At 67.7% G+C, this 14,571-nt stretch carries 10 protein-coding genes and 1 tRNA gene; 4 read left to right on the top strand and 7 right to left on the bottom strand.

The window, feature by feature from the left end; all coding sequences use genetic code 11:
* Positions 1 to 281 precede the first annotated feature (281 nt).
* The 7 genes from AC1DSO_RS22655 to glmU form a co-directional block, all read right to left on the bottom strand.
* Positions 282 to 2,072 (bottom strand): long-chain-acyl-CoA synthetase, encoded by a 1,791-nt coding sequence (locus tag AC1DSO_RS22655; protein WP_477070961.1) that lies wholly within the window; start codon positions 2,070 to 2,072, stop codon positions 282 to 284.
* A 99-nt stretch (positions 2,073 to 2,171) separates the two neighbouring features.
* Complete coding sequence (locus tag AC1DSO_RS22650) at positions 2,172 to 3,065, bottom strand: retropepsin-like aspartic protease (protein ID WP_477070960.1); 894 nt, start codon at positions 3,063 to 3,065, stop codon at positions 2,172 to 2,174.
* Between the two features lie 139 nt (positions 3,066 to 3,204).
* Complete coding sequence (locus AC1DSO_RS22645) at positions 3,205 to 4,584, bottom strand: class II 3-deoxy-7-phosphoheptulonate synthase (protein WP_477070959.1); 1,380 nt, start codon at positions 4,582 to 4,584, stop codon at positions 3,205 to 3,207.
* Between the two features lie 112 nt (positions 4,585 to 4,696).
* Positions 4,697 to 5,932 (bottom strand): O-antigen ligase family protein, encoded by a 1,236-nt coding sequence (locus AC1DSO_RS22640; protein ID WP_477070958.1) that lies wholly within the window; start codon positions 5,930 to 5,932, stop codon positions 4,697 to 4,699.
* Positions 5,929 to 7,329 carry a glutathione-disulfide reductase gene (gene gor / locus AC1DSO_RS22635; protein ID WP_477070957.1) on the bottom strand — a complete coding sequence of 467 codons (1,401 nt, stop codon included), beginning with the start codon at positions 7,327 to 7,329 and terminating at the stop codon, positions 5,929 to 5,931. The genes AC1DSO_RS22640 and gor overlap by 4 nt, the downstream gene beginning before the upstream one ends.
* A gap of 42 nt (positions 7,330 to 7,371) precedes the next feature.
* A complete protein-coding gene (gene rpiA / locus AC1DSO_RS22630; protein WP_477070956.1) occupies positions 7,372 to 8,055 on the bottom strand; it encodes a ribose-5-phosphate isomerase RpiA in 684 nt (227 codons plus the stop codon).
* Complete coding sequence (glmU, locus tag AC1DSO_RS22625) at positions 8,052 to 9,443, bottom strand: bifunctional UDP-N-acetylglucosamine diphosphorylase/glucosamine-1-phosphate N-acetyltransferase GlmU (RefSeq protein ID WP_477070955.1); 1,392 nt, start codon at positions 9,441 to 9,443, stop codon at positions 8,052 to 8,054. The genes rpiA and glmU overlap by 4 nt, the downstream gene beginning before the upstream one ends.
* Before the next feature lie 72 nt (positions 9,444 to 9,515).
* Here glmU and AC1DSO_RS22620 point away from each other — a divergent pair, with 72 nt between their 5' ends.
* The 4 genes from AC1DSO_RS22620 to AC1DSO_RS22605 form a co-directional block, all read left to right on the top strand.
* Positions 9,516 to 10,229 (top strand): HAD-IA family hydrolase, encoded by a 714-nt coding sequence (locus tag AC1DSO_RS22620; protein WP_477070954.1) that lies wholly within the window; start codon positions 9,516 to 9,518, stop codon positions 10,227 to 10,229.
* 48 nt (positions 10,230 to 10,277) lie between these two features.
* A tRNA-Val gene (locus AC1DSO_RS22615) sits at positions 10,278 to 10,352 on the top strand.
* A gap of 182 nt (positions 10,353 to 10,534) precedes the next feature.
* Positions 10,535 to 11,536 carry a LacI family DNA-binding transcriptional regulator gene (locus AC1DSO_RS22610; protein WP_477070963.1) on the top strand — a complete coding sequence of 334 codons (1,002 nt, stop codon included), beginning with the start codon at positions 10,535 to 10,537 and terminating at the stop codon, positions 11,534 to 11,536.
* A gap of 468 nt (positions 11,537 to 12,004) precedes the next feature.
* Positions 12,005 to 14,571 (top strand): TonB-dependent receptor plug domain-containing protein (locus tag AC1DSO_RS22605; protein WP_477070962.1); only part of this gene is annotated, 2,567 nt, incomplete at its 3' end.

Here is a 14,571-nt window from a genome sequence, read left to right as displayed (position 1 = left end):
ACGTCAGGGTGTATGGTCATCGTGCCTGTCCCTGTGATGCGAGGTCCGCGCCAACGGCCTCGTGCAACTGTTCAGGTGTGGTCTAAAGCGGGCGGGGATCTGGCCGGCTAACGGTCTCAAGACCTGGGACCCAACGATCTCCCGCCCGTGACCAATCTCTCACAGTTTCGACACACAGGGACCCAGGGGCCGCCGCACTGCGCTCGGCCCCTGGGTCCCGGATCGCGCAAGCGCGTCCGGGATGACGAGGGGTGTGGGGCAAACGCAAGCTGGCTATGGCTCTAGAGCTTGAAGGTTCCCGCCTCGATCTTGGCGTACATCGGCTTGGTGATCTTCACATAGCCCTTCACGGGATCGCGGAAGTACAGCGGATCCTTGGTCTTGGTCGGGTCGAAGCCGTCCTTGACCAGGTCGATCTTGCGGTACTTGAAGGTGCCGGTGGTCTCGATCGCCTTCTGCAGACGTACGAACAGCGGTCGGGCGTAGCTGGCCAGGTGCTCGTCGACATGCTTGCTGAACGCGGCCATGTCGAAGTCCTCGGCAGTGACCAGCGCGGCCATGCCCGCCTTGCCGTCGAGGTCGCCGACCTTGACGCCGTAGACGTTGATCTCCTGCACGCCCTCGAAGCCGGCCAGCCGCTCGGCCACCTCGCTGGTGGCGACGTTCTCGCCCTTCCAGCGGAAGGTGTCGCCGATGCGGTCGACAAAATAGATGTAGCCGTCGCCGTCCACCTTCATCAGGTCGCCGGTGCGGAACCAGGCGTCGCCCTTGGCGAAGACGTCGTGCAGCACCTTCTTCTCGGTGGCGGCCTTGTCGGCGTAGCCGACGTAGTTTGAGCGGGCGTCGTTGGCGATATGGCCGATGCACTCGCCGACCTCGCCTGGCGAGACCTCGACGCAATAGCCGTTCGGACCGCGCACCGGCTCCTCGCTCTCGACGTCGAACTTGACGATCCGGATGTTGAACTTCTTTCTCAGATAGCTCGGGATCCGGCCAATCGCGCCGCGGCGGCCGTCGAAGTTGAACAGCGAGACATTGCCCTCGGTCGCGCCGTAGAACTCCAACACCTCGCCGACCTTGAAGCGGTCCAGCATGTCGTTCCAGACGTCGGGCCGCAGGCCGTTGCCGAAGATCATGCGGATCTTGTGGGCGCGCTCCAGCTCGTGCTCGGGCTGGTTGGCCAGATAGCGGCAAAGTTCGCCGATATAGACGAACATCGTGCAGTTCTCGCTGACCACGTCGGGCCAGAAGTGGGTCGCCGAGAACTTCTTGCGCAGTAGGACCGAGCCGCCGTTCAGCAGGGCCGCGCCCATGGCGCAGAGGCCGCCGGTGGCGTGGTACAGCGGCAGGGTCACGTAGATGCGATCGCTCTGATTGGCTCCGGTCGAGCCGGCGAAGCCGCGCATGTACAGCTGGGCGCGCATGTGGGTGATGCGCGCGGCCTTGGGCAGGCCCGTCGTGCCGCTGGTGAAGATGAAGAGCGCCGTGTCCTTGGCGGTGATGCCGTCGCGGGCGGTCTGGCGGTCGGGGCGCAGCTGACTGCAGCTCTTCAGCGCCTTCACCAGATCGCGCTGCTCGCCGGTGGCGGGCCCCAGCACCCACTGCTGCATGTGACGCTGCAGCTGGCCCTTCACATCCTCGAAACAGGGCGAGGTCTCGGAATCGACGATGCAGTGCAGGGCCTGGGAGATGTTCAGGCAGTGGGCCAGGGCCGCGCCGGTCAGCTGGTTGTTGATCAGGGCCGTGGACACGCCGACCTTGGTCAGGCCGTACCAGATGGCCATGTACTCCAGCCGGTTAGGCATGAAGAGCGCCACAGTCTGGCCCCGGGTCAGCCCCTGCCCCTTGGCCCAGTGGGCGTAGCGGTTGGCGATGGCGTCCAGCTCGGCGTAGGTGACCGTCTTGCCTTCGAACGTGATCGCCTGGCGGTCGCGCCACTTGTCGACCGCGGCCTCGAGGTCGTCACAGATCAGGTTGGTGCTGTCGGGAGCAATGGACTTCACGCGCTTGAGCGTCCGGGACAGTCCCTTCAGGAACCGGATCTCCCGCTTAATCTTCTGACGCAGACGCATTCGGCTCTCCCTTCAAACAACCATTGGAGAGCGCCGCGCGACCGGTCAAGACGCCGCGCGTTGCATCGCAAACCTTTCGCCGTTCGTGCAAACGGCGCCCTAGCCCGGAACGCGGAAGCGGACTTCGCTGCGCTTGAAGTCCATCGAGACGGTCTCGAAGTTCCGCAGGATGTCCGTACCGATCACGATCGCCGGCTGCTCGTGAAAGCCCCAATAATCAAAGGTATGGATCGCGCCGATGATCAGCGGCACGTTCCGCAGCGTCATCTTTCCGAACGTCAGGCGTGACAGGACCGCGGTGCGCCCGGGCAGCACCTGGCCGGTGACGCTGCGCAGTTCGGTGTCGGCCAACGAACCCAGCACGGCGTTGTTCCGGCGCGCCGCCTCCAGCAGGGCCAGGTTGCCGATGGTGGCCATCGAGCCGCTGTCGACGAAGGCGATCAGCCGCTGAAGCGGCATGAAGGCGTCGATCAGGGTGAGACCGCCGGGCAGCAGCTTGGCCTCGACGGTCACCGTCTGGGCGTCGGCCAGGGGCAACGCCTCGCCCACCGTCATCCGCCGCCGCTTGAAATCCAGCAGCAGGCTGGCGCGGTCCAGCCACTCCAGACCCAGGACGCCGTCGATGCGCAGTTGCTCGCGCGGCAGGATCGCGACCGTCATGTTCGCGCGCGAGCGCTTGCCGACCGACAGGGTGGCGACCTTGGCCGTCTCCACGGCCTGGGAACCGGCGATGCTGTGGAGGTTGCTGGACGCGCCGCGCGGCAGGTTCAGCTGGCTAGCCAGCTCGGCCGTGATCACCGAGCTGTTGGCCCCGGTGTCGACCAGGAAGTCGAAAGGCCCCTGCCCGTTCACCCGCGCTTTCACCGAGAGGCGCTGGGCGGTGTCGAGATATTTGAGCGGATCGGTGGTCGTGGACGAAGAGACCGGCGGCTGCGCGTCCTGAACAGCGAACGCCACGCCGGGCGCGACCGCCGCGCTCGCGACCAGCCCCATGAGCGCACGGCGCTCGAACTCCTGGCTTGTGAGCGCACAGCGCTCAAGACCTCGATCGTCCATAGGCTTCCTCCCGAAAGAGGACGCTATAGGGACCCGCGAAACGGCGCCAGAGAACGCCGTTCGCGGATCGACCAAACTAGCCCACGGCGAGACGACGCTGGTCGTCGCGGGCGGCTTTCAGCTTTTCGGCCACCAGGAAGGCCAGTTCCAGCGCCTGCTCGCCGTTCAGGCGCGGATCGCAGTGCGTGTGATAGCGGTCGGCGAGGTCCGTCTCCGAGACCGCGCGGGCGCCGCCCAGGCATTCGGTGACGTTCTGGCCGGTCATTTCCAGGTGGACGCCGCCTGGATGCACGCCTTCGGCCTGGGCGATCTCCACGAAGCTCTTCACTTCCGAGAGGATGCGGTCGAACGGGCGGGTCTTGTAGCCGGTCGAGGCCTTCAGCGTGTTGCCGTGCATTGGGTCCGTGGCCCAGACCACCGAGCGGCCGGCGGCCTTGGTCGCCTTCATCAGGCGCGGCAGGCGGTCGGCGATCTTGTCCGAGCCGAAGCGGCCGTACAGGGTCAAACGGCCCGGCTCGTTGTTCGGGTTCAAGACGTCGATCAGACGCAGGAGGTCGTCGCCTTCCATGGTCGGGCCGCACTTCAGGCCGATCGGGTTCTTGACGCCCTTCATGAACTCGATGTGCGCGCCGTCCAGCTGACGAGTGCGCTCGCCGATCCACAGCAGGTGGGCGCTGGTGTCGTACCAGTCGCCCGAGGTGCTATCGACCCGGGTCATGGCCTCCTCGAAGCCCAGCAGCAGCGCTTCGTGGCTGGTGAAGAACTCCACCTGGTGCATGCCCGGATGGCTTTGGGGCGTGACGCCGATGGCGGCCATGAAGGCCAGGCTCTCGGTGATCTTGTCGGACAGCTCGCGATAACGCGCGCCCTGCGGGCTGTCGCCGACGAAGCCCAGGGTCCAACGATGGATGTTGTGCAGGTCCGCGTAGCCGCCGTTGGCGAAGGCGCGCAGCAGGTTCAGGGTCGAAGCCGACTGGCCATAGGCCTTCAGCAGGCGATCCGGATCGGGCTGGCGCTCTTCGGCCGTGAAGTCCATGCCGTTGATGTTGTCGCCGCGATACGACGGCAGGGTCACGTCGCCGATCGTCTCGATCGGTTCCGAGCGCGGCTTGGCGAACTGGCCGGCGATACGGCCGACCTTCACCACCGGCTTGCCGCCGGCGAAGGTCAGCACTACCGCCATCTGCAGGATCAGGCGGAAGGTGTCGCGGATGTTGTCCGCGTGGAATTCCTTGAAGCTCTCGGCGCAGTCGCCGCCCTGCAGCAGGAAGGCCCGGCCTTCCGCCACGTCGCCCAGCAGGCTCTTCAGACGGCGCGCCTCGCCCGCGAAGACCAGCGGCGGCATCTGGCGAAGCGTCTGCTCGACCCGTTCCACGGCGCTCGCGTCCGGATAGTCGGACGGGATGTGCTTGGCGGGTTTTGCTCTCCAGGCGGCGGGGGTCCAGCGGGCGGTCATGACAGGCTCGATAACTACAAAGGGCGGCGTAGATACCGCGAAAGGAAGGAAAAGGCAAAATCGTGCGGTTGAACACCGTCGATATGCCAAAGCGCGAAAGTTCGTTGTCGTTCTACCGGGTCGCGGCGCTCGATTTTTGCGCGACCCCGCAGGCGATGGCGGTCAGGGCGCCGAGGGCCAGCCACCATTCCTGCCAGACCCCGAAGCTCAAACCGCCGATCACCAGATAGGAGACCAAGGCGCCGGCCGCCATGGCCCCGTCGCGCCGATCTTCGCCCGTCCAGGCCACGACCCGGTACAGGATCCAGGCGAAGAACGCGGCCGCCAGGGCCGCGCCCAGCGATCCCAGCTCCAACCACAGCTGCAAGGCGGAGTTGTGAGTGTGCAGCGGGATGGCCGGGCCGAAGGTGCGGCTGGCGTCGATCCCCCAGCCGCGCAGGGCGTGCTGGACGATCTGGTTGGCGCTGAAAGCCCAGATGTTCAGGCGGTGGTCCCAGGACGGCGGCGCGATCACGTGCAGCCAGGCGAACAGTCCCGACCGCACGCCCCACAGCACCACCATCGGCGCGAAGATGAACGGCGTCACGACGATCGGAATCAGCGCGCGAGCGATCGGCTTGCCGATCACGCGCACGCCCAGCCAGGTCAGCCCGCCCAACAGCAGCGCCGCGATCGGGGCGTCGGCGCCGGTGAAGTGCGCGCCGACCACCGTGCAAAGCGCGATCAGCGCGATCAGCAGATTGCGCCCCTGGAACTTCCAGGCGTCCAGCATGCGCGCGCAGGGCCAGAACAGCAGCACCAGCGGATAGGTCGCTTCCGAAACCTTCACCACGGCCAGGTCTGGCCGAATGGGTTCTTCGGTCAGATTATGGAGGACCATATAGATTTTCGCCTGGAGGAGGCCGTCCACGCAGGCGACCAGCGCCAGGGCCGTGACCCCGACCAGCATCACCTTGCCGGCGAAACGGGCGGAACGCCGCGACATCCCGCCCAGCGCCGCCACGGCGACGCCGTAGAGGCCCAGCTGGAACACCAGCTTCAGGGCGGTGAACTTTTCGACGTCCTTGTCGCGGCGCAGCGCGGACAACTCCGGCGCCGCCGGACTCCAGTTCAGGCTGATCAGCGCCCACGCCACCAGCAGCACCAGGGCCAGCACCGGCAGCATCGGCGGCCGCGAACGCGCCAGTCCCGGGGTCGCCAGCAGGCCGACCAGGCTGAGCAGCCCCGCGAACCAGAGCGGGATCAGGTAGCCGATCAGCGGCGTCATCACCATCATGAAGACGGCGAGCGCGCCCAGCCAGCGGGTGCGTCGCTCCGGCGCTTCCGGCAAGGCGTCGGTTCGGGTCATCCCACCCCGCCGACTTCGACCGGGACATATTTCTCACGCAAGGTGACCAACTCCTCGGCCAGGGTCGGATGGACCGCGCAGGTCGAGTCCCATTGCGACTTGGTCACGCCCATCTTCACGGCGATGGCGGCCATCTGGATGATCTCGGGCGAGTCCGGGCCCACCACGTGGACGCCGACCACCTTCTGGTCGTCCTGCTTGACCACCAGCTTGACCAGGCAGCGCTCCTGCCCCCCGTAGAAGGTGACCTTCATCGGGCGGAACACCGAGCGATAGATGTCGACCGCGCCGAACGCGTGGCGCGCCTCGGCCTCGCTCATGCCGACCGCGCCGACCGGCGGCTGCGAGAACACCGCCGAGGCGACCAGGTCGTGGTCGAAGCTGGTCGGGTTGTCGTAGAACTCGGTCTGCGAGAAGGCCGCGCCCTCGCGGATCGCCACCGGCGTTAGGTTGATCCGGTCGGTAACGTCGCCGACGGCCCAGATGCTGGGGACATTGGTCTTGGAATAGTCGTCGACCGCGATCGCGCCGCGCTCGTTCAGCTTTACGCCGGCCTTTTCCAGGCCCAAGCCCTCGACATAGGGGCCTCGACCGGTCGCGAACATCACCGTCTCGGTCTCGAAGGTCAGGTCGTTGCTGAGCGTGCTGACCAGCACCCCGTCCTCGCCCTTCTCGATGCTCTTGTGCGCGCAGCCCAGCACCACCTTGATCCCGCGCTTCTCTAGCTCGTCGGCCAGGTGCGAGCGGACGTCGTCGTCGAAGCCGCGCAGGATGTTGGCCCCGCGATAGAGCAGCGTGGTCTGGACGCCCAGGCCGTTGAAGATGCCGGCGAACTCCACCGCGATATAGCCGCCGCCGACGATCATGATGCTCTTGGGCAGTTTCGGCAGGTGGAACGCCTCGTCCGAGGTGATGCCGAACTCCGCGCCGGGGAACTCGGGACGGACCGGACGGCCGCCGGTGGCGACCAGGATCTTCTTGGCCGTGTAGGTCCCGGCGTCCTCGCTGCCCTCCTTGGGCAGGACCTCGACCGTGTGGGCGTCGACGACCTGGGCCCGGCCGTGCAGCAGGTGCGCGCCGGCCTTCTGCAGGTTGGTCACGTAGATCCCCGACAGGCGGGCGATCTCGACGTCCTTGTCGTGCAGGAAGCTCTTCCAGTCGAACTTGGCGTTCTCGATGGTCCAGCCATAGCCCTTAGCCGTCTTCAGCTGGCTGGTGACCTCGCTGGCGTAGACCATGAACTTCTTGGGTACGCAGCCGCGGATCACGCAGGTGCCGCCGACCCGATACTCCTCGGCCACCGCGACCTTGGCGCCGCTCATGGCCGCCAGCCGCGCCGCTCGCACGCCGCCCGAGCCGGCGCCGATGACGAAGAGATCGAAGTCGTAGTCAGCCACGGTGGCCTCCGGAAACCTTAACGGGTCGGCTTATGTAGGACGTCAGGGAACGAGGCGCACCACGCCCTCGTCCGTGCCGATCAGGGCCTCGTCGGCCAGGTCGAGGAACAGGCCGTGATCGACCACGCCGGTGATGCTCTTCAGCGCCGTGGCCAGGGCCGCCGGCTCGTCGATGCGGCCCGAGGCCATGTCGTAGATCAGGTTGCCGCCATCGGTGACCACCACGCCCCGATCGGCGGTGCGCAGGCGCGGCGGCGGCAAGTCGAATTCGGCGGCGATGTCGGCCAGACGCCAGCTGGTATGGACGTGGCCGAAGCGGACCACCTCGATCGGCAGCGGGAACTTGCCCAGGGCCGCGACCTTCTTGGCGGCGTCGGCGATGACCACGCAGCGGCTCGAGGCTTCCCAGACCAGCTTCTCGCGCAGCAGGGCCGCACCGCCGCCCTTGATCAGGCTGAGGCCCGGGCCGACCTCGTCGGCGCCGTCGACGGTCAGGTCGATCGTCTTGACGTCGTCCAGCGCCGCCAGCGGGATGCCAAGCTCGCGGGCCAAGGCGCCCGTGGCGTCCGAGGTCGGCACGCCGCGGATGTCCTTCAGGCCGCGCGCCGCCAGCGCCTTGACGAACCAGGCGGCCGTCGAGCCGGTGCCCAGGCCCACCACCATGCCGCTCTCGACGAGCTGAGCCGCGGCTTCGCCCGAGGCGCGCTTCTGATCGTCGGCGCTCATGCCTTCTTGTCCTTCTTGGCTTGCTTGAGAGCCCGGAACCTGGTCGCCCAGCCGGCCTTCGCGGTCTGTTCGGCGCGCGACAGGGCCAAGGCCCCGTCCTCGACGTCCTTGGTGATCACCGAGCCCGAGCCGGTCATCGCCCCGTCGCCCACCCGCACGGGCGCGACCAGAGCGCTGTTGGAGCCGATGAAGGCGCCCTTGCCGACATGGGTCTCGAACTTCTCGAAGCCGTCGTAATTGCAGAAGATCGTACCGGCCCCGATGTTGGCCTTCTCGCCCACCGAGCCGTCGCCCAGATAGCTGAGGTGATTGGCCTTGGCGCCCGCGCCGACCTTGACCTTCTTCACTTCCACGAAGTTGCCGATGTGAGCCTCGGGCCCGATCTCGGCGCCGGGACGCAGACGGGCATAGGGCCCGATCAGGGCGCCCTCGCCGACGCTGGCGCCTTCCAGGTGGCTGAAGGCCTTGATCACCGCGCCGCTCTCGACGCTGACGCCAGGGCCGAAGACCACGAACGGCTCGACCACCGCCCCGGCGGCGATCCGGGTGTCCCACGACAGGTGGACGGTTTCGGGCGCGGGCATGGTCACGCCCTCGACCATCAAAGCCTTGCGGCGCCCGCCCTGCCAAACGGCCTCGGCGGCGGCCAGCTCGGCCTGGGAATTGACGCCCTGCACCGAGGCTTCCAGCGCGAAGGCGGCGCGGGTCGAGAGCTTGCGCTCGTGGGCCAAACCGACGACGTCCGTCAGGTAGTACTCGCTCTTGGCGTTGTCGTTGCGGACGTCAGCCAAGATGCTGAACAGCGTCGCCCGGTCGGCGGCCAGGACGCCGGAATTGCAGTGCTTGACCTGTTTGATCGCCGCGTCGGCGTCCTTCTCCTCGACGATGCGCAGCAGCACGTGGCCCGGGGCCAGGATCAGGCGGCCGTAGCCGGTCGGGTTGGCGGCGTCGAAGCCCAGCACCGCGACGTCGGTCCCGTTCGCCATCAGGTCGAACAGCGGCGCGATCACCGGGGCGGTGGTCAGCGGGCAGTCGGCATAGGTGACGACCACGTCGCCGTCGAAGTCCGCCAGCGCTTCCCGCGCCGCCAGCACGGCGTGGCCGGTGCCCAGCGGCGGATCCTGAACGACGGTCGCGTTCGGGCCCAGGCGCTTGCGGGCGCTCTCGCCGACCTGGGGACTATGGGCGCCCACCACCACGACGATACGTTCGCAGCCCAGACCCTCGGCCGCGTCGATGGCGTGGTCCAGCAGGGTCCGGCCGGCGACCTTGTGCAGCACCTTGGGGGTCGGCGACTTCATCCGCGTCCCCTGGCCGGCGGCCAGGATCACGGCGGCGCGCGGCCGGGTCGGCTTCGGGAGCTCGGGCTTGGAAACGGATTCAGTCATGGGCCTTTGGCGACTCCCTCGAGGGCGTTCCAGCGTTGCATTAGCCGCGCAATTGGCCGAAACGCCAGACCCATGAGCGAGCTTCATGACCTGAACGGGGCGACCATCGCCTTCGACCTCGACGGCACCCTGGTCGACACCGCCCCCGACCTGGTCGGGGCGCTGAACACGATCCTGGCGCAGGAGACCCTGCCGCCGCTGCCGTTCGACGAAGTGCGGCTGATGGTCGGCCGCGGCGCTCGGGCGCTGCTGGAGCGTGGCTTCGCCGCCGCCGGCGCGCCGCTGGGCGCGGACCGCGCGCCGACGCTCGTCGAACGCTTCATCGCCGTCTACCTGGACCGCATCGCCGACCAGAGCGCGCCCTTCCCCGGCGTCGTCGAGGTGCTCACGGAACTGAAGGCCGCTGGCGCCAAGCTGGTGGTCTGCACCAACAAGCTGACCAACCTGTCGGTCGCCTTGCTGGACGCCGTGGGCCTGACGCCGTGCTTCGACGCGGTGATCGGGGCCGACCTCGCCCCCGCCGCCAAGCCCGACGGCCGCCACGTCGCCGCCGCCATCGCCGCCGTCGGCGGCGATCCGGCCCGGGCCGTCATGGTCGGCGACAGCGTCAACGACGCCCTGGGCGCCCGCAACGCCGGCGTGCCCTGCGTGCTGGTCAGCTTCGGCTACACCGAGGATCCGGTCGAGACGCTGGGGGGCGACCTGGTCATCCACAGCTTTTTGGACGTGCCCCAGGCCTGTATCGCGCTTTTGGCCTCTTGCCCCGCGCCGAACACCGGGCTATAGGCCCCCTCCTCTCGCGGATCGGTCCTTCACGGCCCGAACCGACAAGGCGGATGCTTAGCTCAGCGGGAGAGCACCTCGTTCACACCGAGGGGGTCGCAGGTTCAATCCCTGCAGCATCCACCATTTCAAACCCTCCGAAATCGAAGACTTGAGTGACCGTATCGGATCGCTGGCGGCGTTCGTTCGAGCGGCCTCGCGCCTACGATTATGCTCCGGGCGCGCTATGGGTTAGTGAACCGCTCAAGCCTTGAATACGGCGGGGGATAGGGTTGGCGAGAACAACTGGACCTACACGCGGCGCGACGATCGTCGACGTCGCGGCGCGCGTCGGGGTTTCTGCGATGACGGTGTCGCGGGTGATCAACGGTCGCGCCGGCGTGGGCCCCGAAACGCGCGCGGCGGTGGACGCGGCGATCCGCGATCTCGGCTACACCCCCAACGTCGCGGCGCGCAGCCTGGTGACCTCCGCCGAGCTTCGGATCGGCGTCCTCTACGCCAATCCCAGCGCGGCCTTCATGAGCGACTTCCTGACGGGCGTGTTCGAGGAGGCCTCGATCCGAGGCGCTCGCCTGATCCTGCTCAAGGGCGAAAACGGCCGTGCGCCGGACGCGGCCGCGCTGACGACCCTGCTGGCCTCGGGGGTCGGCGGCGTCATTCTGGCCCCGCCCCTGGGGGAATCGCCCTCGGTGCTGCAGGTGCTGCGCGCGGCGCGGCTGCCGATGGCCGCGGTCGGCGCCTATGGCGTCGACGGGGCGATCTGCGTGCGCATCGACGACCGGCGCGCGGCCTATGAGATGACCCGCGAGCTGATCCAGTTAGGACACCGCGACCTCGGCTTCGTCCTGGGCAATCCCGATCAGGCGGCCAGCGCCGAGCGCCTGGCGGGCTTCCACGCTGCGGTGCGCGAAACCGATGGCGCACGCACGGCCATCGCCCAAGGCGATTTCAGCTTCGCCTCCGGGCTCGCGGCGGCCGAGCAACTGCTGGACGCCGCCTCGCCGCCGACCGCGATCTTCGCCAGCAACGACGACATGGCCGCCGCAGTGGTCTCGGTCGCCCACCGACGCCACCTCGACGTACCTGGCGAACTCACCGTCGTCGGCTTCGACGACACCTCGGCGGCGGTGACGCTGTGGCCGCCGTTGACGACCGTGCGTCAGCCCGTGCGCAAGCTGGCGGCCGAGGCGCTGGGCCTGCTGGCGGCCCAAATCGCCGCCCCCGGCTCGGCCGTCGGCGAGCCGGGCGACCGGGTGCTCGACCACGAGATCACACGGCGCCAGTCGACCTCGGCGATACCCGCGCCCTAGGCGAGCCCTGAACGGCCAGGCGCGAGCGCGCCCATCCAACGTTAACGTTATCATCTGCAACGCCTCTGCGCCGATAGCAGCGCTTTGCCCGTAAAACCCTCTTAACGCCCCTATTGCCGAGCTTCGACTTCAGCCGGCTGAGGATATTATGTCGGAGTATTGACAGAGCGCGAGGCGCGGCCTACCCCTTTTACGATAACGCTAACATGGCCAATCAGAAGGCCTGATAGACGTCAAATCGAGTCAGGCGCGACAACGCCTGCAAAGGGAGGGATGAGAATGAACACCAAGGGCGCCACGCCTTCGGGCAGGCACGTCGTCAGCGACGGCCGCAATACCGAAATACTCCGACATCTCGCAGCCGCGTCGCGGTCACGCGCCGCCGGGCCGAAGCCTGGCCGCGGCGTGCTGGCGCTGGCCTCGGCCAGCACCTTGGCCCTGATCACCACCCTGCTGGCGGCGCCGGCGATGGCCCAGACCGCGCCAGCGAAAGCCGCCTCCCCGGCCGGTCAGGACACCACCGCGCTGAGCGAGATCGTCGTCACCGGCACGCGCATCCAGACCACGGGCTTTACGGCGCCGACGCCGACCTCGGTGATCGGCGAAGCGCAGCTCCAGAACAACGCCCAGCCCAACGTCTTCGCCACCATCGTCCAGCTGCCGTCGCTGCAGGGTTCGAGCGGTTCGGCGACTAACACCTTCAGCACGTCCAGCGGCCAGCAGGGCCTGAGCTCGTTCTCGCTGCGCGGCCTGGGCACCATCCGCACCCTGACCCTGCTGGACGGCCAGCGCGTGGTCGGGGCCTACTACACGGGCGTCACGGACGTCAGCCTGTTCCCGCAGCTGCTGATCCAGCGCGTCGACGTCGTGAATGGCGGCGCCTCGGCCTCGTACGGCTCCGACGCGGTTGGCGGCGTGGTCAACTTCATCACCGACACCCGCTTCACCGGGCTGAAGGGCAACGTCCAGGCGGGCGTTTCGACCTACGGCGACAACGAGCAGGGCCTGGTGCAGTTGGCCGGTGGCCGCAGCTTCGCCGGCGATCGCGTGCACGTGGTCGGCAGCGTGGAATGGGCCAAGGAAAACGGCGTCGGTCCCGGCGACTTCGGCCTGGACCTGGCGGGCGATCGCGACTGGTTCACCCAGACGACGATGATCAACCGCAACGTCACCAACGACGGCTCGCCGCAGTACCTGATGCGCGACAACGTCCAGAACTACGGCTACACCAAGTACGGCCTGATCACGGCCGGTCCGCTGCAAGGCACCGCCTTCGACCAGAGCGGCCAACCGTTCCAGTTCCAGTATGGCTCGGGCGGCGTGCCGTCCAAGGCCGCCAACGGCGCCGTTATCGGCTGCTTCCCGGGCGCCTGTATCGGCGGCGACCTGTCCGGCAATGTCGACAGCGGCCGCACGCTGCAGTCGGCGATCGAGCGCAAGGTGGGTTATGGGCGCATCGGTTACGACTTCGCCGAGAACAACGAGGCCTACGTCTCGTTCAACCTGGGCCAGGTCAAGACCCACAACCAACCCGTCAACGGCATGAACAAGACCGGCCTGACGCTGCAGTGCTCCAACCCGTACGTGCCAGCCTCGGTGCAGGCGGCCTGCGCGACGGCGGGCATCACCAGCTTCCAGTACGGCGTCAGCAACGCGGTGCTGCCCAACACCAAGGTTCACACCGATCGCCGCCAGTACCGCGTCGTCGGCGGACTGAAGGGCAAGTTCGGGCTGTTCAGCAAGGACTGGAGCTATGACGCCTACTACGAGCATGGCGTCAACAAGACCGCGGTCGACGTCGACCACATCCTGCTGACGCCGCGCTTCAACCAGGCGATCCAGGCCACCACGCTGAACGGCGCGATCGTCTGCGCCGATCCGGTGGCGCGGGCCAGCGGCTGCCAGCCGCTCAACATCTTCGGCGGTAAGCCGCCCTCGGCCGCGGCCCTGGAATATGTCCAGCCCGCCGCCGGTCCGTTCCAGCGCCTCCGCATGACCCAGGACGTGGCCAGCCTGAACTTCTCGGGCGCGCCGATCGACCTGTGGGCCGGCCCGCTGTCGGTGGCGTTCGGCGCCGAGTATCGCCGGGAATTCTACACCGTCCGGGCCGACCCGTACGGCGCCGGCGTCGCCGATCGCAGCCCCAACGGCGGCGCCTATCCGGCCGATCCGCTCCTGAACGCCGTCGGCAACAACTGGCACGCGGGCAACTACAAGAACGGCAACGGCGTCTACAACGTCAAGGAAGCGTTCCTGGAAATCGACCTGCCGCTGTTCGACAACGACACCGTCGGCCGCGCCAACTTCAACGCCGCGGCGCGGGTGACCGACTACAGCACCTCGGGCACGGTCTGGACCTGGAAGGCGGGCGGCACCTGGGATACGCCGATCGAGGGTCTGCGCCTGCGCGGCGTAACCTCGCGGGACGTCCGCGCGCCCAACCTGTCGGAACTGTTCGCCGCGCCCGTCACCACGACCCTGCCGAACTTCTTCGATCCGGTGAACAATCGGAGCGTGGTGGCGATCCAGAACGCCGTCGGCAACCCCAACCTGACGCCGGAAATCGCGCGCAACTCCCAGATCGGCATCGTCCTGGCCAATCCGTCCTGGCTGCCGGGCTTCAGCGCGTCGTTCGACTACTACAAGATCAAGGTCGACGACGTCGTCTCCAGCCTGGGCGCGGCCCAGATCGTCGACTACTGCTATCGCAACATCCTGCCGCAGACCTGCAGCGCCTATAACCTCAACAACACCAACGGCCCGAACTACATCAACGTCCAGTCCTTCAACCTGGCGTCGATCAAGACCAGCGGCTTCGACATCGAGGCCAGCTATCGCTGGCAGCAGCCGCTGGGCCTCTCGGGTAACTTCACGCTGCGGGCCCTAGCCACCCACATCCGCGACTTCTGGACCGACACGGGCCTGCCCGGCACGGTGCCGGTCGACTCCGCGGGCGTGAACCAGGGCAACACCCCCAACTGGAAGTGGCTGGCGATTCAGAGCTACGAGACCGACCGCTTCAGCCTGACGCTGCA

Source organism: Caulobacter sp. P4_E5 (genome assembly GCF_056401555.1).
The sequence above is the reverse complement of the archived record's forward strand: the minus strand, read 5'-3'. Positions and strand labels throughout refer to the sequence as shown.

Bases quoted from the DNA above. Each gene is read 5' to 3' on its own strand.
- AC1DSO_RS22655 (WP_477070961.1), bottom strand. From the start codon at position 2,072: ATGCGTCTGCGTCAGAAGATTAAGCGGGAGATCCGGTTCCTGAAGGGA.
- AC1DSO_RS22650 (WP_477070960.1), bottom strand. From the start codon at position 3,065: ATGGGGCTGGTCGCGAGCGCGGCGGTCGCGCCCGGCGTGGCGTTCGCT.
- AC1DSO_RS22645 (WP_477070959.1), bottom strand. From the start codon at position 4,584: ATGACCGCCCGCTGGACCCCCGCCGCCTGGAGAGCAAAACCCGCCAAG.
- AC1DSO_RS22640 (WP_477070958.1), bottom strand. From the start codon at position 5,932: ATGACCCGAACCGACGCCTTGCCGGAAGCGCCGGAGCGACGCACCCGC.
- rpiA (WP_477070956.1), bottom strand. From the start codon at position 8,055: ATGAGCGCCGACGATCAGAAGCGCGCCTCGGGCGAAGCCGCGGCTCAG.
- glmU (WP_477070955.1), bottom strand. From the start codon at position 9,443: ATGACTGAATCCGTTTCCAAGCCCGAGCTCCCGAAGCCGACCCGGCCG.
- AC1DSO_RS22620 (WP_477070954.1), top strand. From the start codon at position 9,516: ATGAGCGAGCTTCATGACCTGAACGGGGCGACCATCGCCTTCGACCTC.